At 63.0% G+C, this 23,161-nt stretch carries 21 protein-coding genes; 7 read left to right on the forward strand and 14 right to left on the reverse strand.

The genetic code is table 11. The features are described 5' to 3' along the window. The first annotated feature begins 4 nt into the window (after window positions 1-4). A complete protein-coding gene (locus BM408_RS21245; protein ID WP_092132573.1) occupies window positions 5-1,093 on the forward strand; it encodes a sulfate/molybdate ABC transporter ATP-binding protein in 1,089 nt (362 codons plus the stop codon). Window positions 1,094-1,111: 18 nt separating this feature from the next. Here BM408_RS21245 and BM408_RS21250 read toward each other — a convergent pair whose 3' ends face one another. Both BM408_RS21250 and BM408_RS21255 read right to left on the reverse strand, forming a co-directional pair. Then, window positions 1,112-1,387, reverse strand: a complete 276-nt coding sequence (locus BM408_RS21250) for a DUF2277 domain-containing protein (protein ID WP_092132575.1) — start codon at window positions 1,385-1,387, stop codon at window positions 1,112-1,114. 103 nt (window positions 1,388-1,490) lie between these two features. Beyond that, entirely contained in the window at window positions 1,491-1,898 is a 408-nt protein-coding gene (locus tag BM408_RS21255; RefSeq protein WP_092132576.1) for a VOC family protein, read from the reverse strand. A gap of 214 nt (window positions 1,899-2,112) precedes the next feature. Here BM408_RS21255 and BM408_RS21260 point away from each other — a divergent pair, with 214 nt between their 5' ends. After that, entirely contained in the window at window positions 2,113-2,619 is a 507-nt protein-coding gene (locus BM408_RS21260) for a disulfide bond formation protein B (protein WP_092132578.1), read from the forward strand. A 22-nt stretch (window positions 2,620-2,641) separates the two neighbouring features. Here BM408_RS21260 and BM408_RS21265 read toward each other — a convergent pair whose 3' ends face one another. Both BM408_RS21265 and BM408_RS21270 read right to left on the reverse strand, forming a co-directional pair. Next, window positions 2,642-3,403: an SDR family oxidoreductase gene (locus tag BM408_RS21265; protein ID WP_092132579.1), complete on the reverse strand. Its 762-nt coding sequence runs from the start codon at window positions 3,401-3,403 to the stop codon at window positions 2,642-2,644. 137 nt (window positions 3,404-3,540) lie between these two features. Beyond that, window positions 3,541-3,801, reverse strand: coding sequence for a YdeI/OmpD-associated family protein (locus BM408_RS21270; RefSeq protein ID WP_092132581.1), 261 nt, complete (start codon window positions 3,799-3,801; stop codon window positions 3,541-3,543). Window positions 3,802-3,904: 103 nt separating this feature from the next. Between BM408_RS21270 and imuA the strand changes: the two genes are divergently transcribed. Genes imuA through BM408_RS21285 form a run of 3 tightly spaced genes read left to right on the forward strand, consistent with a single transcriptional unit; the run spans window position 3,905 to window position 9,470 of the window. Next, window positions 3,905-4,717, forward strand: a complete 813-nt coding sequence (gene imuA / locus BM408_RS21275) for a translesion DNA synthesis-associated protein ImuA (protein WP_092132583.1) — start codon at window positions 3,905-3,907, stop codon at window positions 4,715-4,717. Continuing rightward, the gene (locus BM408_RS21280; RefSeq protein WP_092132584.1) at window positions 4,677-6,158 is read left to right on the forward strand and encodes a Y-family DNA polymerase; all 1,482 of its coding nucleotides are present in this window, start codon (window positions 4,677-4,679) and stop codon (window positions 6,156-6,158) included. Before imuA ends, BM408_RS21280 begins: the two co-directional genes overlap by 41 nt. 9 nt (window positions 6,159-6,167) lie before the next feature. Further along, a complete protein-coding gene (locus BM408_RS21285; RefSeq protein ID WP_092132586.1) occupies window positions 6,168-9,470 on the forward strand; it encodes an error-prone DNA polymerase in 3,303 nt (1,100 codons plus the stop codon). A gap of 7 nt (window positions 9,471-9,477) precedes the next feature. Here the strand turns inward: BM408_RS21285 and BM408_RS21290 are convergent, their stop codons facing one another. The 6 genes from BM408_RS21290 to argA form a co-directional block, all read right to left on the reverse strand. Next, window positions 9,478-9,972, reverse strand: coding sequence for a response regulator (locus BM408_RS21290; protein WP_092132587.1), 495 nt, complete (start codon window positions 9,970-9,972; stop codon window positions 9,478-9,480). Next, a complete protein-coding gene (locus BM408_RS21295; protein WP_092132589.1) occupies window positions 9,969-11,675 on the reverse strand; it encodes a hybrid sensor histidine kinase/response regulator in 1,707 nt (568 codons plus the stop codon). Before BM408_RS21295 ends, BM408_RS21290 begins: the two co-directional genes overlap by 4 nt. A 223-nt stretch (window positions 11,676-11,898) precedes the next feature. Beyond that, a complete protein-coding gene (locus BM408_RS21300) occupies window positions 11,899-12,531 on the reverse strand; it encodes a LysE family translocator (RefSeq protein WP_092132590.1) in 633 nt (210 codons plus the stop codon). Beyond that, entirely contained in the window at window positions 12,528-12,776 is a 249-nt protein-coding gene (locus BM408_RS21305; RefSeq protein ID WP_092132592.1) for a DUF1272 domain-containing protein, read from the reverse strand. Before BM408_RS21305 ends, BM408_RS21300 begins: the two co-directional genes overlap by 4 nt. Before the next feature lie 17 nt (window positions 12,777-12,793). Further along, a complete protein-coding gene (locus BM408_RS21310) occupies window positions 12,794-13,303 on the reverse strand; it encodes a GNAT family N-acetyltransferase (protein WP_092132593.1) in 510 nt (169 codons plus the stop codon). 15 nt (window positions 13,304-13,318) lie between these two features. Then, on the reverse strand, window positions 13,319-14,668 hold the full coding sequence (gene argA, locus BM408_RS21315) for an amino-acid N-acetyltransferase (RefSeq protein ID WP_092132595.1): 1,350 nt from the start codon (window positions 14,666-14,668) through the stop codon (window positions 13,319-13,321). Window positions 14,669-14,869: 201 nt separating this feature from the next. Between argA and BM408_RS21320 the strand changes: the two genes are divergently transcribed. Both BM408_RS21320 and hrpA read left to right on the forward strand, forming a co-directional pair. Beyond that, on the forward strand, window positions 14,870-16,090 hold the full coding sequence (locus tag BM408_RS21320; protein ID WP_092132597.1) for a GGDEF domain-containing protein: 1,221 nt from the start codon (window positions 14,870-14,872) through the stop codon (window positions 16,088-16,090). 120 nt (window positions 16,091-16,210) lie between these two features. Further along, complete coding sequence (hrpA, locus tag BM408_RS21325) at window positions 16,211-20,164, forward strand: ATP-dependent RNA helicase HrpA (RefSeq protein WP_175541872.1); 3,954 nt, start codon at window positions 16,211-16,213, stop codon at window positions 20,162-20,164. Window positions 20,165-20,242: 78 nt separating this feature from the next. Here hrpA and BM408_RS21330 read toward each other — a convergent pair whose 3' ends face one another. The 4 genes from BM408_RS21330 to BM408_RS21345 all read right to left on the reverse strand — a co-directional run bounded on the left by BM408_RS21330 (window position 20,243) and on the right by BM408_RS21345 (window position 23,161). Further along, entirely contained in the window at window positions 20,243-20,401 is a 159-nt protein-coding gene (locus BM408_RS21330; protein WP_092132600.1) for a DUF3309 family protein, read from the reverse strand. Window positions 20,402-20,514: 113 nt separating this feature from the next. Beyond that, on the reverse strand, window positions 20,515-21,690 hold the full coding sequence (locus BM408_RS21335) for a pyridoxal phosphate-dependent aminotransferase (protein ID WP_092132601.1): 1,176 nt from the start codon (window positions 21,688-21,690) through the stop codon (window positions 20,515-20,517). A gap of 60 nt (window positions 21,691-21,750) precedes the next feature. Further along, a complete protein-coding gene (locus BM408_RS21340; protein ID WP_092132603.1) occupies window positions 21,751-22,695 on the reverse strand; it encodes a CysB family HTH-type transcriptional regulator in 945 nt (314 codons plus the stop codon). Between the two features lie 91 nt (window positions 22,696-22,786). Further along, the gene (locus tag BM408_RS21345; protein WP_175541873.1) at window positions 22,787-23,161 is read right to left on the reverse strand and encodes a sirohydrochlorin chelatase; all 375 of its coding nucleotides are present in this window, start codon (window positions 23,159-23,161) and stop codon (window positions 22,787-22,789) included.

The following is a 23,161-nucleotide window of genomic DNA, read 5'->3' on the forward strand; positions in this document are numbered from 1 at the left end:
CATCATGAGTATCGAAATCCGCAACGTCAGCAAACATTTTGGCGACTTCCAGGCGCTGGGCGACGTGAGCCTGGACATTGAATCGGGCGAACTGGTCGCCTTGCTCGGCCCCTCGGGCTGCGGCAAGACCACGCTGCTGCGCATCATCGCCGGCCTTGAAACCGCCGACCGCGGCAGCATCCTCTTCAGCGGCGAAGACACCACCGATGTGCATGTGCGCGAACGCCAGGTCGGTTTCGTCTTCCAGCACTACGCGCTGTTCCGCCACATGACGGTCTTTGAAAACGTGGCCTTCGGCCTGCGCGTGAAGCCCCGCGGCCTGAGGCCCAGCGAAGCGCAGATCAAGGAAAAAGTGCACTCGCTGCTCAACCTCGTGCAGCTTGACTGGCTGGCCGACCGCTTTCCGTCGCAGCTCTCGGGCGGGCAGCGCCAGCGTATTGCCCTGGCGCGCGCGCTGGCGGTCGAACCCAAGGTGCTGCTGCTTGACGAACCCTTTGGCGCACTCGACGCCAAGGTGCGCAAGGAATTGCGCCGCTGGCTGCGCCGCCTGCACGACGACCTGCACGTCACCAGCATTTTTGTGACGCACGACCAGGAAGAAGCGCTGGAAGTGGCCGACCGCGTGGTGTTGATGAATTCCGGCAAGGTCGAGCAGATCGGCTCGCCGCAAGATGTCTGGGACCATCCGGCCAGCCCCTTTGTCTATGGCTTTCTGGGCGACGTCAACCTGTTCCACGGCCGCGCGCATGAAGGCGAGGTGCAACTCGAGGGCCTGCGCCTGAACGCCCCCGAACACGCGAGCGCGCAAGACGCCAAGGCCTTTGCCTATGTGCGCCCGCACGACCTGGAGGTGCAGCGTTATGCGCCCGGCGCCGAAGGCATCGTGGCCCACCTGGAGCGCGCCATCGTGATCGGCCCCATCGCGCGGCTGGAGCTGATTCCCGCCGAAGGCTACGAACAAAAAGGCAATGTGTCCGGCGACGCCATCATCGAAGCCCAGATGCCTTCGCAGCAGTTCAAGGAAATGGGTTTGCGCGAAGGCGACATGCTGGTCGTGACGCCGCGCAAGGCGAGGGTGTTTGTGGAGAGCTGAGGCCTGAGAGCGCTTCGCTCACTGGCTTGAACCAAACCTCAGCGCCGACCTAGCGCGCGCCCGTTCGGCCTCAACCTCCCGGTTGCGAGGCTCGGCATTCGTCACCAGTGAGCGAATCAAAACGCGAGCTGAGGCCGCAACTTCTTCCACTGCGCGGTCAAACGCAGCCTCGTTGGCTTTGGACGGTACGTTAAATCCGCTGAGCTTTCTGATGAACTGCAGTGAAGCGTCACGGATTTCCAGTTCTGTGGCGGGCGGCTCAAAGTTGAACAAGGTCTTGATGTTGCGGCACATGGCGGCTCCTTGAGGCAAAAGGCTTTGCGATGGCAATGCCGCTGACGGCGGCGGACTCTGCATTTTGCCGTCAGCCGCAGCCCCTCGCTTACCCGGCGCCTGATCAAGCCGGCTTGATTACCACCGACTCTGCCGATGCCGTGAAGGGCCCGTGGTACACGGCCTCGATGTTGTTTCCGTCCGGGTCCAGCACAAAGGCGGCGTAGTAGCCGGGGTGGTATTTGCGCTCGCCCGGCGCGCCGTTGTCGGTGCCGCCGGCGGCCAGGGCGGCTTCGTAAAAGGCTTTGACCTCTGCGTGATCTTTGGCCCGGAAGGCCAGGTGGACGTGCGAAGTGGGGCCGTCGGCCTGGTCTATCCACAACTCGTCGGCTGAAAAATAGCCCTCGTCTTCAATGATGGCCTGCGTCTTGTTCAGCGATTGCAGCACGGCGCGGTAAAAGCGCTTGCTGGCCGCCAGGTCGTGGGCCCGTAGATGAATGTGGTCGACCAGACGGCCGCGGTGTATTTCCATGACATCTCCTTGGTGTGGTGCCTGAAATTTACGCGCGCTGATTCACCGCGCCTGTAGGACAAATGCGGGCAAGACGCCCTGAAACCCGGCAGCAAAAAGACAAAGATTGGCCCTGATTTTGTTGACCGAAGGAACTTATGCCGGTCCAGACTCACGAACCATCGGACAATTCACAATCACGTTCACGCCAATTCAGAAAAAAAGAGGGTTCCTGATGCTTTTGACGTATTTCGATGCCATGCCGCGCCGTGTGCTGGCTTTGGTGGCTGTTGCCTGTGTGGCCATGCTGGCGTTTGGCCTGTATTTGCAGCATGTGGTCGGCCTGGAGCCTTGCCCCATGTGCATCGTGCAGCGTTACGCCCTCGTGCTGGTGGCGGTGGTGGCCGGCATCACGGCCATCGCAAAGAGCCGGGGGACGCTGATGGTGGGCTCTGGCCTGATGGTGCTGCTGGCCGGTTTTGGCGCTTTTGTGGCAGCCCGCCAAAGCTTTCTGCAGTGGTATCCGCCTGAAATCGCTTCTTGCGGGCGCGACTTCTACGGAATGATCGAAACCTTTCCGCTCAAACGCGCCATTCCCATGATCTTCAAGGGCAGCGGCGACTGCACCAAGATTGACTGGACCTTCCTGGGCGGCTCCATCGCCAACTGGTCTTTCCTGTGCTTTGTGGCGATTGCGGCCGTGGGCCTGTTGCTGGTGGCCCGCCTGGCGCGCAAGCGGTAAAACCTGCGCGCCTTTTTGCGGGTCAGGCGATCGTCAGGCCGCCGTCCAGGATGAATTCACTGCCGACGGCGTAGGTGGATTCATCGGATGCCAGAAACACCACGGCCTTGGCAATTTCCACCGGCAAACCAAAGCGGTGCGCCGGCGTCAACGCGATGAGCCCGTCTTTCATTTGCTGCAATGCTTCGTCAGGCAGACCCAGCTTGCCGTAGATGGGCGTGGTGACGGTGCCAGGGCTCACGGTGTTGACCCGTATGCCCCTGCCGATCAGCTCACCCGACAGCGTTTTGGCCAGCGAAATCATGCCGGCTTTGGTCATGGAGTAGACGCTGGAGGCAGGCACGCCCAGATGCGCGTTCACTGAGGCATTCAGGATGATGGAGGCCGGGTTGGCAAAAGTGCCCAGCAAAGCCTGCAGCAAAAAGAAGGGCCCTTTGAGGTTGACGGCCAGGGAGCGGTCAAACGCCGCTTCGTCCCAGGCATCCAGCGGCATGAAGACGCCAATGCCCGCGTTGAGAAAAGCCACATCGAGCTGGCCAAAAGAGTCCTCCACCAGTTGAGCGAGTTTTTTCTGCTCGGCCAGATTGCCTGCGTCGGTTTTTGAAAAGATTAAGAAGAGGGCGTCGCTGCCGAGTTGCCGGCGCGCTTCGTCCAGTGATTCTTCGCTGGATCCGGTCACCATGACCCTGGCGCCTTCGGCCAAAAACTGTTTGGCCGTTTCAAGGCCAATGCCTGAGGTGCCGCCTGTAATCAGCGCGCGTTTGTTATGCAATCTGTTAGTCATCAAATGTCCTGGAATGAGGTGGCAAGCACCGGTCTTCCAAGAGTAGGCCTGGCCGCTGCCCAGCGCACGCCGGTTCCGGACATGCGTTTCTGGCGCGCAGGTACCTGATTTCTGCGGGGCCTTCCGGTTTTATGGGTTTACGGCTTTGCGCGCCAGACCATGTTCATATAAACGTCGCCTTTGTGAAGCTCGGCCAGCATCTGCGCCAGCCGCTTGTCGCGTGTGGCGGGCAGCTTGGCCCGGGTGATCCAGCCGATGTAGTCGTTCTGCTGATAAGGCGGGCGGGCGTCATAAGCCGCTTTCAGTTTTTGGGATGCCAGCGCGTCCTGGATGAAGCCGGGCATGGCGTAGCGTTCACGCTTCGTGCCGGAAGGTTTTTGGGCAGGTGTCTCGCTCACATGGGCTCCTGTTTTGGTCGGTTATTTACCCTGCTTGCCAAGGTTTGAATCAGCAATATACTGTACATAAATACAGTATTTATCCAGATTTGAACTTGTTCCCATGCTTTCGTCAACTGCCATCGACCGCGCCTTGCCGGACCTCGCCAACGTATGGCGCGCCGGTGAACTGGGCAGCGCCAGCCTGCAAACGGTGGCCACGGGTTATCCGGCGCTTGACGGCGTTTTGCCGGGTGGCGGCTGGCCACGCGGCGCATTGATTGAAGTGCTTCAGCCGCAAGCTGGCGTGCATGAATGGGGCCTGATTGCATCGGCCCTGGCAGCCTTGCAGGCAGAGGCGCCGGCGCAGCTGACCGTGCTGACAGGCACGCCGTACCTGCCTTTTGGCTCAGCGCTGGGCGCCCGCCGGCTCAACATGGGGCGCATGCTCAGCATTCACGGCAAACCGGGTGACGCGCCCTCGCTGCTCTGGGCCACGCGTGAGGCCTTGCAATGCCAGGATGTGCACTGCGTGCTGGCCTGGTTGCCGGATGCGCGCAGCGCGCATCTGCGCCGCCTGCAGATCGCCGCCCATGCGCACAACAAGCTGCTGTTTGTCTTCAGGCCATTGCGGGCGCAGCATGAGTCGTCACCCGCGCCACTGCGCCTGCTGGTTGAAGGGGCGGTGAATGAGGCCGGCAACTTGCGGGTCGATGTGCTCAAGCGCCGCGGCCCGCCCCTGGCGGCGCCCTTGCTGCTCGACACCCGGCCGGCCCGGCTGTCAGCCTTGCTGGCCGCCAGCCGTGAGAGGGCGCGGCAAAAACGCGAGGAGTTCGCCCCCGCGCTGCTGCCTTCGCTGGTTTCGCTTCCTGTCACTTCACCCCAGAGCCCCATCCATGCGTTGCTGGATCGCATTGCGCATCTCGATCACCACTGAGGCGGCGCAGCCTTGGGCGCAAGACGCCGCGGCGGTGCAGCAGGTGGTGGCCAGCATGGCGCTGGGCTTCACGCCGCGCGTGGCGGTGGTCGATGAAGCGGTGCTGATGGACGTGACGGGCAGCCTGCGCCTGTTTGGCGGGCTGGCGCGGCTGATGCAGTTGCTGGAGCAGCGGGTGAACCAGTTTTTTGAGTCAAATCAGGCTGTAGCCCAGATAGGGCGAGCGCAAGGCGCTACATCTTTGATAGCGCTGGGCCGGCTTCGGCTGCAAGAAGGGCCGGCCGGCACGGCGAAAAAACGCGTGGCTGACCTCCCCATGCACACCTTGAGCGCCGCCCGCCCGCACCTGGGCGTGCTGGAGCGCATAGGCTGCCGCAACTGGGACGACCTGCTGCGCCTGCCGCGCGACGGCATGGCCCGGCGCTTTGGCGCCGAGCTGCTGGAGGCGCTGGACCGCGCACGCGGCAGCGCACCTGACGACTACGAATGGCTGCTGCTGCCTGAACACTTTGAGGAAAAGCTGGAGCTCAACGCGCTGGTGACGCACGCGCCCGCGCTCATGGCGGGCGTTGAGCGCCTGCTGGTCAAGCTGCACGCCTGGCTGCTGGGGCGCCAGAGCGGGCTGTGCGCCCTGAAAATCATCTGGCACCTGGACCCGCGCCGCGATGTTCCGCCCACGGGCGAGCTGGAGATCCGCACCGCCCAGCCCGCGCAAGACCTGCGCCATGTGGCGCGCCTGATCGCCGAGCACCTGGCGCAGCAAAAGCTCCCGGCGCCCGTGCACAGCCTGAGCCTGCAGTCGCTGGCGACTGAGCTGCTGGCCGATTCAGCGGCGGCCACCGGCAGCCTGCTGATGGAGGCGCGGCAGCAGGGCGACAGCGCGGTGGAGCTGGTCGAGCGCCTGAGCGCCAGGCTGGGTGATGCGCAGGTACAGGCCTGGCAGCCTTGCGCGGACCACCGGCCTGAGCACATGCAACGCTGGGTCAACGCCAGAAGCGCTATTAAATCGATAGTGGCTTACGCTCATCTACAAAGGGCTGCAGGCCGAAAGAACAGTAAAAAAGGGTTGAAAAAGGGCATCGAAAGCCAGCTGAACAGCCCTGCATTCGCCAAAGCCGACGACCTGTACCCCAGCTGGCTGCTGCCCGAGCCGCTGCGCCTGGCGACTGAAGGCCACAGGCCGGTCTACCAGGGCAAGCTGACGCGGATGGCCGGGCCGCAGCGGCTGGAGGCCACCGGCTGGCTGGCGCCCAGCGAAGGCGCGCACCAGATGCACGCTGAACGCCAGACGCCGCCCACAATGCGCGACTACTACATCTACCGCAGCGAGCAGGGCAGCCTGCTCTGGATTTACAGCGTGCGGCTGGCTTTGCTCGCGCCGGAGGGCCAGGCCATGCCGCAGCAGCGGCATTACTGGTATTTGCACGGTTTTTTTGCCTGAGCCGCCGCCATGCTGCCCGATGACCTGTCAGAAACCCTCCGGCTGCCCGACTATGCGGAGCTGCACGCGTTGAGCAACTTCAGCTTCCAGCGCGGCGCCTCGCATGCGCAGGAACTGGTGGAGCGAGCGGCCGAGCTGGGTTACCGCGCCGCTGCCATTACCGACGAGTGTTCGGTGGCCGGTGTGGTGCGCGCGCATGAGGCAGCCAAAAAGACGGGTTTCAAGCTGCTGCCCGGAGCAGAGTTTCTGGTGCAGGCGCAGAACGGGCATGAAGCCTTTCGCCTGGTGGTCTTGCCGCACAACGCCACAGGCTGGGGCAACCTGTGCGAGTTCATCACCACCGCCCGCCAGGTGGGCGACACAATTGAAAAGGGCAGCTACCGCGTAGCCCTGGGCGAGACGGATTTTTCGGTGCTGGCGCATTGCGAGGTGCTGCTCTCGCCTTTGCCCGGCGCTATCGACAGCGAAGCCCTGTGCGCCCATGCCCAATGGGCTGTCACGCATTTTGGCGGCGCTGCCTGGCTGGCCGTGGAGTTGCTGCAGGGCATGGACGACGCCTTGCGGCTGGCGCAACTGCGCGAAGTCGGCCGGCGCACTGGCATCGCGCTGGTGGCGGCCGGCAATGTGCTGATGCACATCCGCTCGCGCAAGCCGCTGCACGATGTGCTGACGGCCATCAAGCTGGGTTGCACCGTGCACGAATGCGGCTTTGAGCTGCAGGCCAATGCCGAGGCGCACATGCGCCACCGCATGAAACTGGCCGAGGTCTACCCGCGCGACCTGCTGGGCGCCACGCTGGAGGTGGCCGGCCGCTGCCGCTTCAACCTCGATGAAATCCGCAACCTCTACCGCTACCCGCAAGAAGACATCGTGCCTGCCGCCGAAACGCCGGCCTTTTGCCTGCGGCGGCTGGCCTGGCAGGGCGCTCAAAAGCGCTACCGGCGCCGCATTCCGCACAAGATCCGGCGGCAGGTGAGCAAGGAACTGGCCCTGATCGAGGAACTGGGCTACGAGATGTACTTCATCACGGTGCGTGACATCGTGCGTTTTGCCCGCAGCGAGAACATTCTTTGCCAGGGCCGCGGCTCGGCGGCCAACTCGGCGGTTTGTTATTGCCTGGAAGTCACGGCCATAGACCCCTCTGAAAGTGACTTGCTGTTTGAGCGTTTCATCAGCCGTGAACGTCGGGAGCCGCCCGATATCGATGTCGACTTTGAGCACGAGCGGCGTGAAGAGGTCATCCAGTACATCTACGAAAAATACGGCCATGACCGCGCCGCCATTGCCGCCACCGTGATCAGCTACCGCTCGCGCAGCGCCGTGCGCGATGTGGGCAAGGCCCTGGGCATAGATACCGCCACGGTGGAGCTTTACGCCAAAGAGCATTTCTGGTTTGACGGCAGCGAGGTGATGGAAGAAAAAATCCGCGAGGCCGAGGTGCAGGCGGATGTCGGGCCGGTGCTGCAATGGCTGCAGCTGTCGCGCCTGCTGATGGCGGTGTATCCGGAGCCCAAAGACGAGATCGCGGAAACCGGCGACCGCAAGAAACGCGAAAAAGAGCGCCCGGCTTTTCCGCGCCACCTGAGCCAGCACGTGGGCGGCTTTGTGCTGACGCAAGGCAAGCTGACACGGCTGGTGCCGGTGCAGCCGGCCTCGATGGAAGACCGCCGCATCATCCAGTGGGACAAGGACGACCTGGAGGCCATAGGCCTGATGAAGGTGGATGTGCTGGCACTGGGCATGCTGTCGGCCATCAGGCGCTGCCTGGAGATGGTGAACCGTATCCGGCGGCCCAACATCCCCCTTGAAATGCACACCCTGCCGCTGGAGGAAGAACAAACCTACGACATGATCTGCGAGGCCGACACTACCGGCGTGTTCCAGATCGAGAGCCGCGCACAGATGTCGATGCTGCCGCGCCTGCGGCCGCGCAACTATTACGACCTGGTGGTGGAAGTGGCCATCGTGCGGCCCGGGCCCATCCAGGGCGGCATGGTGCACCCCTACCTGAAGGCGCGCGACGTCAAACGCAAGGAGGGCAAGGTCCCTTCCGAATACCCGGCGCTGGACCCTGCACTGGAACGCACCCTGGGCATCCCGATCTTCCAGGAGCAGGTGATGCAGATCGCCATCATCGCGGCCGACTTCACGCCGGGTGAGGCCGATGGCCTGCGCCGCTCCATGGCCGCCTGGAAGCGCAAGGGCGGTGTCGGCCATTACCACGGCCGGCTGGTCAATGCCATGGTGAAGAACGGCTATGCGCCGGAGTTCGCCGAGCGCATCTTCAGCCAGATCAGGGGATTTGGTGACTACGGCTTTCCTGAAAGCCACGCCGCCAGTTTTGCCAAGCTGGTGTACGTCAGCTGCTGGCTCAAGTGCCACGAGCCCGCGTGCTTTCTGGCAGCGCTGGTCAACTCGCAGCCCATGGGCTTTTACGCCCCCGCACAACTGGTGCAAGACGCACGCAGGCACGGCGTGGAGGTGAGGGCGGTGGACGTGATGCACAGCGACTGGGATTGCACGCTGGAGCCCGCCGAGAACACGCCATTGCCGCAATACCCGGGTATCGAGGAGAACCAGCCTGCCGTTCGCCTGGGTTTGCGCCTGGTGGCAGGCCTGTCTGAAGCGGCGGTGACGCGGCTGGTGCAGGCGAGGGCAGACGCGCCCTTCACCTCGACTGAAGACCTGGTCTCCCGCGCGCAACTGGGCTCGCAGGAAGTCAACGCCCTGGCCGCGGCCGATGCCTTGCTGCCCCTGGCCGGCCACCGGCGCCAGCAGGTCTGGGAGGCCTCGGCCATCAAGCCGGCGCCGCTGCTGCTCAAGTCCGTTCCCACGCATGAAACGCCGCTGGCGCTGCCGGATACGCCTGAAGGCGAGAACATCCTGTTTGACTACAACGCCACGGGCCTGACCCTGCGCCGCCACCCGCTGGCCTTGCTGCGCGAGCGCCTGGCCAGGCGCGGCCTGCTGACTGCGAGCGAGCTCAATGCCTTGCCTGATGGGCAGGAGGTCGCCGGCTGCGGCATCGTCACCGTGCGCCAGCAACCGCAAACTGCCAACGGCACCATCTTTGTGACGCTGGAAGACGAGACCGGCCCGGTCAATGTCATTGTGTGGAAATCATTGCGTGAAGAGCAGCGCGCCGAACTGCTGCATTCGCGCCTGCTGGCGGTTCACGGCGTGTGGCAGCGCAGCGAGGAAAGCGGCACGGCCAAAGGCTACGGCGCGGTGCGCAACCTGGTGGCGAGCCGGCTGGAAGACCTCACGCCGCTGCTGGGGCGGCTGGGTACTTCAAGCCGCGACTTTCATTGAGCGCGGGTCAAGCCCGGGCGGTTTGCGGCAGGCGCGCTTCGTCTGCCTCCGCCGTGCTTTGCTGCATGGCCAGTTCCAGCAGCTTGCTGTAGTTCTCGAGTTTTTTATACAGCAGGCGCACTTCCAGTGCGTTGTGGATGCGCGTCTTGACTTCGACCAGGTCAAACGGTTTGCTGATGAAGTCCTTGGCGCCGGCCTGCAGGGCGCGCAGCTTGTGGGCAGGCTCCGCAGTCAGCACGATGACGGAGAGGTATTTGTCGTGCTTGTCTTCCTTGAGCGCTTCCATCACCTGAAAGCCGTCCATGCCGGGCATTTTGAGGTCAAGCAGGATCAGGTCATAGCGGTGCTCCGCGTGCAGGGCGGCCACCTCGAGCGGGTTGGTGGTGGATCTGACCTGGGTGTAGCCGGCGCCTGCCAGCAACTGCTCAAGCAACTGCACATTGACGGGCTGGTCGTCCACCACCAGGATGCTGCCGTTCAGGATGTCGAATTCGGTGTTCATGGCGTGACTCCTTTGGCTGTTAGCCGGTCGGTTTTTGCTTTTGCCAGTTTGAACATCAGGTCCAGGGTTTCCATGAACTCGGTGATCTTGATGGGCTTGGTGAGGTAACGGAAGAAGCCGGCCTGCAGGCCTTTTTCAATGTCGCGGGGCATGGCATTGGCGCTGAGCGCTACCACGGGAATATCCCGGGTCAAAGGGTCTTCCGACAGGATTTTCATGGCCGTGATGCCGCTGATGCCGGGAAGGTTGATGTCCATCAGGACGAAGTCCGGAAGCGAGGCCCTGGCAATGGCAATGCCGCTGATGCCGTCTCGTGCGGACAGCAGGCGAAAGTCCGCGCGCCTTGCGATCAGGTCTTCCACCAGCATCAGGTTGGCGGGGTTGTCCTCAACGTAAAGCACGGTACAGGTTTGCGGGTCAGCGGGCTCGTGCACCGCAGGCCCGAGCGCAAGATTAAGCAGCTCCGGCGAAAACTCCTGTCCGGTGGTGACGTTCAGCTCGATCCAGAACACGCTGCCTTTGCCTACCGCGCTTTCCACGCCGATGGCGCCGCCCATCAGCTCCACCAGCCGTTTGGTCATGACCAGGCCTATGCCTGTTCCCTGTTCGGTGCTGGCTCCTTGCCCAAGGCGGTTAAAAGGCTGAAAGAGCTGCTCGATCTTCTCCCGGGCCAGGCCTTCGCCGGTGTCTTCCACGCAAATGCGGACGCGTCCGGGCGCGAGGTCGGCGCACTTGATCGTCACCTTGCCGCGCTCGGTGTTGTATTTGATGGCATTGGACAGCAGGTTGATCAGCACCTGTTTGAGGCGGGTGCGGTCCACGTTGACAAAGACGGGCGAGCCCAGCACCGGAAAGCTCACGGCAATACCGCGCTTTTCGGCCTGCGACTCGATCATGGTCTCGCATTCGTGCATGACTTCAGCAAGTGAGACAGGCTCCAGCGACAGCGACAGCTTGCCCGACTCGATCAGCGCGAGGTCCAGGATTTCATTGATCAGGTCCAGCAGGTACCAGCCGGCTTGCAGGATCTGGTCCACGCTGCGCTTTTGCGACGGCGTGGGTTCGGGCATGCCGGACTCGATCAGCTGCGCAAACCCGAGGATGGCGCTGAGCGGCGTGCGCAGCTCGTGGCTCATGCTGGAGAGGAAATCCGATTTGGCGAGGTTGGCCTTTTCAGCCACTGCCATCGATTCCTTCAACGCTACTTCCACCTGCTTGCGCACCGAGTTGTCGGTGCCGATCAACAGGTAGCCAATGATGGTACCGAAGTCGTCACGCAGCGCGGTGATCGACACGATAGCCGGAAAGCGGCTGCCGTCTTTGCAGATGTAGGTCAGCTCGTAAATGTCTTCAATGCCGCGCGAGGCTTTAAAGGCCAGCGCCTCAAAGCCCGGCGTGATGGTGGTGGCGAGCTCCAGGCTTAGCGCCTGTGCCCGGGCCATCACCTCTTGCGGGTCGTGAATATCGCTGGGATTGATCTTGTTGACGACTTCCGCCGCCATATAGCCCAGCATGCGTTCGGCGCCGACGTTAAAGAGCTGGATGATGCCTTTTTCGTCAGTTGCAATGATGGAGAAGTTTTCGCTCGTGAGGATGGCGTTTTGCAAGGCGCCGGTTTTGAGCAATGCTTCCTGGCGTTTGACCTCTATGCCGTCGGCTTTGGCGAGCGCATCAAGGGCGCTCAGGCTGGTAAGGGGTGACATGGGCCATGTTCCTGTGAAAGTAACGACGGATCGTGCTGGGTGGCGCCGCTGGGGAGCGGCGTATCTACGATCCTGGCCGGGGAGATGCGTGAAGTCCTGTGAAAGGACTGGGCCAGTTTACAGGACTAAGCAGGAATGTCCATGCGCATTGGACTGCGGGGAAGAATCCGCCCGATTCGCCCGACTGCATCAGGCACCGATGGCGCCTGATGCAGGAAGCTGCTCAGGTGTTGGCGCGGCGGTAAAACGCCAGCGAACCGGCCAGCGCCAGCAGGGCGCCGCCGCAGGCGCGGTCTATCCAGCGCGTGGCCGAGGCCTTGAGCAGGCGGATCGCTTTCGCGCCGATAAAGGCATACGCAAACATGACGGAAAAATCGATGCCCGCAAACACCAGCGAAATGGCCAGGTACTGCGGCGCCTGGGCGGCCGCCGGGTCGATGAACTGCGGCAGCAGGGCGGAGCAAAAGAGGTAACCCTTGGGGTTGGTCACCGCCACCAGAAAAGACTTCATGAAGATCGCCCGGCCGCCATGCTGTGTGCCGGCGGCGCCTTCCGCTGGAATCTCAAATCCGCCGCGTGAGCGCAGCAGCCGAATGCCCAGCCAGGCCAGGTAGACCGCGCCGGCCCACTTGAGCACGGAGAACCAGAACTCCGAAGCTGCCAGCAGCGCACCCAAGCCCAGGGCAACCGCCCCTACCAGCACAAAATCAGAAACAACCGCGCCCAGCATGCCGGGCACCGAGCGGCGCACGCCGTAGCGGGAACCATTGGCCAGCGCCAGCAGGACGGTCGGGCCGGGCGTGGCAATGGCGACCAGCGCGACGATGGAAAAGAGCAGCAAGGTGGTGGTGTTCATGAGGCCGCTCCGCAACCCTGGGGTTTGAAGACGCGCTCTTTGGACGGCGGGTATTTGGCCAGCATATCGGCCGGGCGGCGCGGCCGCACGGTGAATTCACCGCCGCAATTGGGGCAGACGCCGTGGAGTTTGGTTTTTACGCAGTCGGCGCAAAACGTGCATTCAAAGGTGCAGATACGTGCATCGGGCGATTCGGCAGGCAGGTCGCGGTTGCAGCATTCGCAGTTGGGACGGAGCTGGAGCATGGTGGTCCTTTCGTTGGTTATGAACGATGGTCTACAAACAAGGCCATGCACAGGTCATCACAGAAAGACCCGTCTGCGAGCCTCACGCGCTTGCGAAGACGCCCTTCCTCCGCGAAACCGGCGGACCGGTATAACGCGATCGCGTGTTCGTTCACGGAGCGTACCAGCAACTCAATTTTCAGGGGGCCAGGGCGGCCGCGTGCCCATTCCACAAGCGCTGACAAAATGGCTCGTCCATGGCCTTGGCTGGTGTGGCCGGGATGGACGCAAATATCCAGCTTCACCACGTGGGCCGTATTACGCAGCAACATGGGGCACAGGCTTGCGTGGCCAACCAGGATGCCGCTTTTCTCGGCGACGAGGTATTTGCCCCGTCCGTCCGACAATTCATTGATTCTGTCCACAAAACTTGCCAGCGATAGTTCGTCGGGTTCGGACACCAGGTGGCCCGTTATCCCGGCAGTGGCCCGCTCGGCTTCGTACAGTGCAGGTGCGTCAGCAACGGTCGCATCCCTGAAAGTCAGCATTGCGGGCACCTGCGACTAGCTGAGTTTCTTGACCAGCACCTGGCTTTTGCGGTCCCAGTTGTATTTGCGCTTGCGGGCTTCCGGCAGCCAGTCCGGGTCGACCTGGGCAAAACCGCGTTTGATGAACCAGTGCATGGTGCGGGTGGTCAGCACAAAAATGCTTTGCAGGCCGGCGGCGCGGGCGCGCTGCTCGATGCGTTTGAGGATTTTCTCGCCGTCGCCCTGGCCCTGGCTTTGCGGCGACACGGTGAGCGCCGCCATCTCGGCCGTCTTGGCCTCGGGGTAAGGGTAGAGCGCCGCGCAGGCAAAGATCACGCCGTCGTGCTCGATGATACTGTAGTTGGCCGCGTCGCGTTCGATCTCGGTGCGGCTGCGTTTGACGAGCGTGCCGTCGTTTTCAAACGGCTCGATCAGCTGCAGGATACCGCCCACGTCGTCGCCGGTGGCTTCTCGCAGCTCTTCGAGCTTTTCATCGATCACCATGGTGCCTATGCCGTCGTGCACATAGATTTCGAGCAGCAGCGCGCCGTCTACCGCGAAGGGCAGGATGTGGCTGCGCTCCACACCGGCCTTGCAGGCCTTGACGCAGTGCTGCAGGTAAAAGGCCGTGTCGGTGGGGCGCTCGCCGTTGGGCAGGCCGGCCAGCAGCTTCTCGGCGGCAGCCAGCGGCAGCTCGGTGTCTATGGGGTTGTCTTCGCTTTCGGGCTGGTCGTGGTGGATGCGTATGCCCGGGATCTCGGTCAGGAAAATCAGCTTGTCGGCCTGCATGGCAATGGCCACCGAGGTGGCGACTTCTTCCATCGTCAGGTTGAAGGCCTCGCCGGTCGGTGAAAAACCGAAAGGCGAAAGCAGCACCATGGCGCCGAAGTCAAGCACACGGCCGATGGCGGCGGTGTCGACCTTGCGCACCATGCCTGAGTGCTTGAAATCCACGCCGTCCAGAATGCCCACCGGCCGTGCCGTGAGGAAGTTGCCGGAAATCACCCGCACGGTAGAGCCCGCCATCGGGGTGTTGGGCAGGCCCTGGCTGAAGGCGGCCTCAATCTCGTAACGCAGCTGGCCGGCGGCCTCCTGGGCGCTGTCCAGCGCCACTTCGTCGGTGATGCGCATGCCGTGGGAGTATTTGGGCGTATGGCCTTTGGCCTTGAGCTGGTCGTTGACCTGCGGGCGAAAGCCGTGCACCAGGACGATTTTCACGCCCATGCTCTGGATCAGCGCCAGATCCTGGGCAATGTGCTGCAGCTTGCCGGCGGCAATCGCCTCGCCGGCAATGCCCACCACAAAGGTTTTGCCTCGGTGCGTGTGGATATAGGGCGCCACCGAGCGGAACCAGGGAACGAAGGTGAAATTGAAGACGGTGGACATGGCGCGCTTTCGGGACCGATGGGGCAGATCAGGGGCTGCCGGGCGGGCGGTTCTCCCGGCAAACGAAAAGTCCAGTGAGTGTAAGGGAGACGCCGCCTTTTCGAGGCCGGCCCGCCGGGCGCCGCCCAAAGCCCACAGGCGGGCGGCGTACTCATATTTGGGGATAGCGAAACCGGGCGCGGCAGGTTATGGTGCGGGATTATGGATAAATACGCGATCGGGTTCTGGGGCTGCTATTTCGGGGCGGCCGGGTTGATGCTGGCCGGCTCGGTGTTTGCCTACATCCGGTCCCTGCGCCGCATTGCAGTCAACGCAGCCGCTTCGGCTGTGGCTTCGACATTTTTTGTGGTGGCCTTCCTGGGCGGCCTGCCGATCAGCGACGGGGCCACCCTGGACCGCTTTCTGGCACACGTGGCCAGCCTGGTGTCGGTGCTGCTGGCTTACCTGCTGTTTTCCATCCTGGGTATCTTGCGCAACCCGAAGGCGCAACGCAAGGCGCTGGTGCTGCTGGCGGCGCTGGCACTTTCTGTCATTGCCACGGGTTGGGCGTTCAGCCCGCAGCAAGCACTGCTGCTCAGCCTGGCAGGAGCCATGCTTCTGGGGTTTGTGGCGATGGCGTTCAGCCTGCGCAACGCGCTGCGCGGGGATCGCCTGGCCTGGGTGGCGGTCTCGGGCGTGCTTTTCATGCTGGTGGCCATCCTGGGCCTGAGCTGGATGGCGCTGGCCCGCGGCCATGTGCCATGGCAGGCGCATGCCGTCACCGCGCTGGCCGGTACAGCCTACCTGGCCACCATGGCCTCCGTGCTGTGGACACGCTACTCCTACCTGATTGAACTGAACCGGGTGATGGCTCACGGCCCGGCCTATGACCCGGTCACCCGCATGCGCTCCAACAGCGAGACCAACAACATGGTGAGCGCAGCGTTCAAGCACCACCGGGACCAGCCGGTGCCGCTGGGGGTGATCGTGGTGACGATTGCCAATCTCTATGTGCTTGAAAAGCTCTATGGCCTGGCGGCCGTCAACCATGCGCTGTTTGTCTGCGCCGGGCGGCTCAGGCGAAGCGTACCCACCCATATAGAGATGGGGCGCCTGGGCGAAGACGGCTTTTTGCTGCTGATGCGCAATTGCGACGACAGCGGCGACCTGATTCACCTGGCGCGGCGGGTTCAGGCGGCGCTGTCGCGGTCGGTGGTGCTCAACACCACCCTGGACGCCGGCGCAGCGCCCAATCAGCAGACACGCTGGGGCGCGGAAGTTGGGGTCGGCGTGCTGAGGGTGTCCAAAACGGACTCACTCGCCGCTTCGGCGGTCGGCACCGGGCGGGGCATGTCACGCGCGGCGCTGGGCTACCCCAGCCGCATTGCCTGGTTTGACGAATCCAGCGGGGAAATCGTCGATATGCCGGTGCTGGCGGACTAAGCCCTCTCGCCGGTAACCCTGCGGGCCCGGGCGCCCGGCGGAACCACCGATAATTGACGGCTTTGCGGCCACCTGCGCCGCGCTTCCTTCTTTCCTGCTCCCTCCCTTTTGCCTTCAGCTTTGTCCCCTCTGACCATTACCTTTCCCGAATCGCTGCCCGTCTCCGGCAAGCGCGATGAGATCACTGCCGCCATGGCGGCCCACCAGGTCATCATCGTGTGCGGCGAAACCGGCTCGGGCAAAACCACCCAGTTGCCCAAGATTGCGCTGGCCATGGGGCGCGGCAAGCTCAATTACCCTGCCGGGCAGGGCCGGCTCATCGGCCACACCCAGCCGCGCCGCATTGCCGCGTCCAGCGTGGCCAAGCGCATTGCCGAAGAGCTGAAAACGCCGCTGGGCGACGTGGTGGGCTACAAGGTGCGTTTCCAGGACCGGCTTTCGCGCGACGCCTCCGTCAAGCTGATGACCGACGGTATCTTGCTGGCCGAAACGCAGACCGACCCGCTGCTCAAAGCCTATGACACCATCATCATTGACGAGGCCCATGAACGCAGCCTGAATATCGACTTTTTGCTGGGCTACCTGCGCCAGCTGTTGCCGCGCCGGCCTGACCTCAAGGTGGTCATTACCTCCGCGACGATTGATGCGCAGCGGTTTGCGGATTACTTTGCCTCTGCCAAAGGGCCTGCGCCGGTCATCATGGTGTCGGGCCGCATGTTCCCTGTGGAGCAGCGCTACCGGCCGTTTGAAGAGTCGCGTGAGCATGACCTGAACGACGCGATTGCAGATGCGGTCGACGAGCTTTGGCTGAGCCCGCACAGCGCAGGCGATATTTTGGTGTTTTTGCCAGGCGAGCGCGAAATCCGCGAGGCGGCGGACCATTTGCGCAAGCACCTGGCGCACCAGCCGCTGACACGCAACGCCGAGGTGCTGCCGCTGTTCGCGCGCCTGAGCCAGGCCGAGCAGGACCGCATTTTTGACGGCCACGGCGGCCGGCGCATTGTGCTGGCCACCAATGTGGCCGAAACCTCCCTTACCGTGCCGGGCATTCGTTATGTGATCGATGCGGGCACCGCGCGGGTCAAGCGCTACAGCTTTCGCAACAAGGTCGAGCAGCTCATGGTCGAGCCGGTGTCGCAAGCCGCCGCCAACCAGCGCGCCGGCCGCTGCGGCCGGGTGGCCGACGGCATCTGTATACGCCTGTACGACGAAAAAGACTTCCAGGGCCGCCAGCCTTTCACCGACCCCGAAATCCTGCGCAGTTCGCTGGCCTCGGTGATCTTGCGCATGAAAGCGCTGCACCTGGGCAATGTCGAGGAGTTCGCCTTTATCGAGCCGCCGCAGCGCCGTGCGATTGCCGATGGCTACCAGTTGCTGGCCGAGCTGGGTGCGGTCGACGCCGATAACGAACTCACGCCCGTGGGCCGTACGCTGGCCAAGCTGCCGCTGGACCCGCGCGTGGGCCGCATGATTCTGGAGGCCAAGGACCGCAACGCCCTGGACGAGGTGCTGGTGATCGCCAGCGCCCTCAGCGTGCAGGATGTGCGCGACCGGCCCATGGACAAGCAGGCGCAGGCCGACCAGCAGCACGCCAAGTTCGACGACGAAAAAAGCGAGTTCAGCGGCTACCTCAAGTTGTGGAAATGGCTGGGCGACGCGCGCGGCGGCCATGGCGCGTCGCGCGGTCGCGTGACGCCTCCTGAAACAGCACCCGTGCTGCGGGCCGAAGGCCCCCAGCACAAGCTCTCCAATCGCCAATACGAGAATCTGCTGCGCGAGAACTACGTCAACATCCGCCGTGTGCGGGAGTGGCGCGACATCCATTCGCAGCTCCACACCGTTGTTGGCGAACAGAAATGGGTTTTGAACGACAAGCCCGCCAGCTATGAGCAACTGCATTTGTCCATGCTCTGCGGCCTGCTGGGCAATATCGGCTGCAAGAGCGACGAAGAAGACTGGTACTTGGGCGCACGCGGCATCAAGTTCTACCGCCACCCCGGCGCACGACTGAGCAAAAAGCCCGGCCGCTGGATCGTGGTGGCCGAGCTGGTGGAGACCACGCGCCTCTTCGGCCGCGGCATAGCCAATATCGACCCGGCCTGGATAGAGCAGGTGGCCGGGCATTTGCTCAGCAAGCAGCTGCTGGATCCGCATTGGGAGAAAAAAGCCGCGCAAGTCACCGCGCTGGAGCGCGCCACGCTCTATGGCCTGGTGGTCTACAACGGCCGGCGCGTCAACTTCGGCCGCGTCGACCCGGTCACGGCGCGCGAGATTTTTATCCGCGAGGCACTGGTGGCCGGCAACTGGGACACCAAGCTGCCATTCCTGGCGGCCAACCTGAAGCTGATCCAGCAGGTGCAAGACCTGGAGCACAAAGCCAGGCGCCAGGACGTGCTGGTCGACGAAGAGCTGATCTACGCCTTCTACGACCAGCAACTGCCCGCCGATGTGCACAGCGGCGCCAGTTGTGAGCACTGGTACAAGGAAGAGTCGAAAAAGCAACCCAAGCTTTTGCTGCTGACCCGCGAGGAGTTGATGCGCCACGAGGCGGCCGGCATCACGACGCAGGCCTTTCCCAAGACCCTGCGCATGGGTGGCGTGGACTGCACGGTGACTTATCTGCACGAGCCCGGCGACGCGCGGGACGGCGTGACTGTCGACGTGCCGCTGTTTGCGCTCAACCAGGTGAATGACGAGCGCTGCGAATGGCTGGTGCCCGGCATGCTCAAGGACAAGGTTCAGGCGCTGATCAAAACGCTGCACCAGCGCCCGCGCTCGCGCCTGGTGCCGCTGCCCGAAACAGCCGCCCGCATGACCGAGCAACTGGTACAGCCGGAAGTGTTTGGCAGCGGGTCGCTGACCGACGCGGTGCTCAAGCTGGTGCGGGATGCCACCTCGCTGGACATCAAACGCAACGATATGAAGCTGGACATGCTGCCGGCCCACCTGTTCATGAACTTCCGGGTGGTGGACGAGCATGGCCGGCAACTGGGCGCCGGCCGCAATCTGGGGGCGCTGAAGGGTGAACTCGGGTCGCAGGCGCGTGGGGCCTTTCAGGCGCTGGCAGGGCTCAAGAACCTGGCGAAGGCCCCGGCGCCACCGTCTGGCAGCGCAGAGGCCGAAAATTCACCCTCAAATCGGGCTGTAGGGCCCACTGGACGGGCGCAAGCTGCTCCTGAAAATATAGCGCCCAAAGTGGCCGAGCGATACAGCACCTGGGGCTTTGGCGAGCTGCCAGAGCTGATGGAAATTCGCAAAGGCGCCCAGACGCTGATCGGGTTTCCGGCGCTGATCGATTTGGGTGACGCAGTGACCATCGAGGTGTTTGACGAGCCGGAAGCCGCTGCGGCCAAGCACCGCGCCGGCCTGCGAAGGCTGTTTTCGCTGCAGATCAAGGACGCGCTCAAGTACCTTGAGAAGAATCTGCCTGATTTGCAGAAGATGGCCACGGCCTACATGCTGGTGGGCCGTGCCGCCGACAACTCCGGTGGCGGCACGCTGGAAGAGTTGCGCGAGCAGATCATCGAGGTGGCGCTGGACCGCGCCTTCCTGCAGGAGCCGCTGCCGACGAATGAAGCCGAGTTCAAAAAGCGCATTGAGGACGGGCGAGGGCGCCTGACCTTGATCGCCAGCGAAGTGGCCAGGCTGGCCGCCGGCATCCTGGTGGAGTTCGCCGTGGCCCAACGCAAGATCAAGGACACCAAAAACGCCGCCGAAGCGGCCGCAGACGCTGCCCAGCAATTGCAGCGCCTGGTGCCCAAAAGGTTTTTGACGGCCACGCCTTACGGCCAGTTGCAGCACTTCGCGCGCTACCTGAAAGCCATCACCCTGCGGCTTGAAAAATGGCGTGCCGATCCTGCCCGTGACGCAACGCGCCTGGCCGAGTTGCGGCCGCAGGAACAGCGTTATTGGCGGCTGGTATCCGAACGCAAAGGCGCGGTGGACGCACGCATGCAGGAATTCCGCTGGTTGCTGGAAGAGCTGCGGGTGAGTTTTTTCGCGCAGGAGTTGCGTACGCCGCAGCCGGTCAGCATCAAGCGATTGGACAAAGTCTGGGCTCAACTCAATAGTTGATGCCGGGCTGCTGTGCACGCAAAAAAAATGGCCTTGCAATGCAAGGCCATTTTCCTGGTGAGACCGGTCGATGGAATACTAGATGCGTCCCATCAGCAGCAGGATGACCAGGATCAGCACCACGAGGCCAAGGCCACCGCTGGGCCCGTAGCCCCAGCTGCGGCTGTGGCCCCAGGTAGGCAGGGCGCCGACCAGGATAAGAATAAGAACGATCAGCAGGATGAGCGAGATGGACATTGAAAGCACTCCTTGTTATGTGTACTTTCATTCTTGTCCGGCGCCCGCGGGAATCAAGCAGGCCAAGGGCCTGTTCAACCGTCGGCAAGCACTGACAGCCTGCGCCTACAGGCCTACAGCTTCGCCAGGCGCTGCAGGGCGGTGTTCAAGGTCTCGTCTTTTTTGGCAAAGCAAAAGCGCACCACGCGCTGGTCAAAGCCGTTGCCGTAGAAGGCCGAAAGCGGAATGGCCGCCACACCGATTTCGGTGGTCAGCCATTTGCAGAATTCGGCTTCGTCCAGGTCGCTGACTTCCGAAATATCGACGCACTGGAAGTAGCTGCCTTCGCTGGGCAGCAGCTTGAAGCGGGTTTTGGCCAGGCCTTCACGGAACAGGTCGCGCTTGCGCTGGTAAAACGCGGGCAGGCCCAGGTAGGGCTGTGCATCGGCCATGTAGCTGGCCAGTCCGTATTGCACGGGCGTGTTCACCGTGAAGACGTTGAACTGGTGCACCTTGCGGAACTCAGCCGTCAGCACGGCGGGCGCGGCCACATAGCCGACCTTCCAGCCGGTGACGTGATACGTTTTGCCGAAGCTGCTGACGATGAATGCACGGGCGGCAAGGCCCGGGAAGCGGGCTGCGCTCTGGTGGGTCTGGCCCTTGGCGGCGTCGAACACCATGTGCTCGTAAACCTCGTCGCTGATCAACAGCACGTCGGTAGGCGCCAGCAAGTCTTGCAGGGCCAGCATGTCGGCCTCGGTCCACACCGTGGCGCTGGGGTTGTGGGGGGAGTTGACGATGATGGCGCGCGTGCGCGGCGTGATGGCCGCTGAGATCTTGCCGAAGTCGGGGCGGAAGGTGCCTGGCGTCAGCGGAACACGCACCACCTTGCCGCCAGCCAGCTCGATATTGGGCACATAGCTGTCGTAGCAGGGCTCCAGCACGATGACCTCATCGCCGGGGTGAACCACAGCCAGGATGACTGTGATGATGGCCTGCGTGGCGCCGGCCGTGATGGTGATCTCGGTGTTGGCGTTGTAGCTGTGGCCGTACAGCTTGGCGACCTTGGCGGAAATCGCCTCACGCAGCACAGGAACACCCGTCATCGGCGGGTACTGGTTGAGGCCCTTTGTCATCGCGTCGGTGACAGCATTGACCAGTTGCGGGTCACATTCAAAGTCAGGGAAGCCCTGGCCCAGGTTGACGGCGCCTTTTTCAGCAGCCAGGGTGGACATCACCGTAAAGATCGTGGTGCCGACGGCGGGGAGCTTGGTTGTTAGCGTGGGAGTGCGTTCTAGAGTGGTGGTCATGATTGAACTGAATGAATTTCTTCTACAAGCGGTCGCCGGAGGTCGCTTCGGAGGTGAGAGTCAGACCTCGTAATCGTTCACACGGCCGGCCATGGCCTTGGTGATCAGCGCGCGGTCCAGCTTGTCGCTGAGCAGCTCGGCAAATTTATACACAAAATTGCGCAGGTAGGCGCTGCGCTTGAAGGCCACACGCGCCACATTGACGCCAAACAAGGGGCCGGCCGGGATGGCGATCAAGTCGCTGTTGGTGCCGTCTTCCTTGATGGCCATTTCGGCCACGATGCCCACGCCCAGGCCCAGGCGCACATAGGTTTTGATCACGTCGGAGTCGATCGCTTCGAGGGCGATGCGCGGCTGCAGGCGCTTGGCGGCAAAAGCCAGGTCGATCTTGGTGCGGCCGGTGAACGACGGGTGGTAGGTGATCAGCGGCTCATCGGCCAGGTCTTCGAGCGTGATGTTTTCTTTCTTGGCCAGCGCGTGATCGACCGGAATGACCAGCATGTGCTGCCATTCATAGCAGGGCAGGGTCACCAGGTCTTCGTACTGTGTCAGCGACTCGGTCGCGATGCCGATTTCAGCCACTTCGTCGAGCACCATGCGCGCGACCTGGTCGGGCGAGCCCTGGTGCAGGCTGACATTGACCTTGGGGAAGGCTTCACGCAGCTTGGCCACCGGCTGCGGCAGCACATAACGGGCCTGGGTGTGGGTGGTGGCAATCGACAGCGTGCCGCTGTCCTGTGCGGAGAACTGCTCGCCGATGCGGCGCAGGTTGCCCACCTCGCGCATGATGAGCTCAATGCTTTTGAGCACATGTTCACCGGGTTCCGTGACGCGCTTGAGGCGCTTGCCGTGGCGGGCAAAGATTTCAACGCCCAGTTCTTCTTCGAGTTCGATGATGGCTTTTGACACACCCGGCTGGGAGGTGTGCAGGGCCTTGGCCGTCTCAGTGAGGTTGAGGTTGCGCCGGATGGCCTCCTGGACGAATCGGAATTGGTGAAGGTTCATATCAAATTCAGGCTAATTATTCACTTCATTATGCCTGTTTTGCCCTATAGAGGCGCGTCACCAGCAGCCTTTGCGACTGCGCCAACCGGTTTTAGGCCAGTGCGATGCCGGCCATCAGGGCAGTCAGTTCGCGATACTCGCCGGCGGTCGGCAGGAGTTCCACTTCCACATCCGGGTGGCTGGCGCGGATCTGCTCGACAAGAAGTGGCAAATCTTCGCGCGCGTGTTTGCCGACACCGAAGAAAAGCGGAAAAACCCGGATGGAGCTTGCGTGAGCAGCTACCAAATCTGTAGCAGCTTCGGGCAAGGATGGAGCGCAGAGCTCAAGGTAGGCGCAGCGAACCGGCGTGCCGGGCGCCTGCGCGCGGATCTGCGCCGCCACGGCTTCAATGGGTGCGCGCCATTGCGGGTCCCGCGAGCCATGGGCCAGCAGGATGATGCCGCGAGTTGCTGGCGTCGAAGGCAT

This window comes from Polaromonas sp. YR568 (assembly GCF_900116715.1).
Classification (GTDB): Bacteria; Pseudomonadota; Gammaproteobacteria; order Burkholderiales; family Burkholderiaceae_C; genus Polaromonas.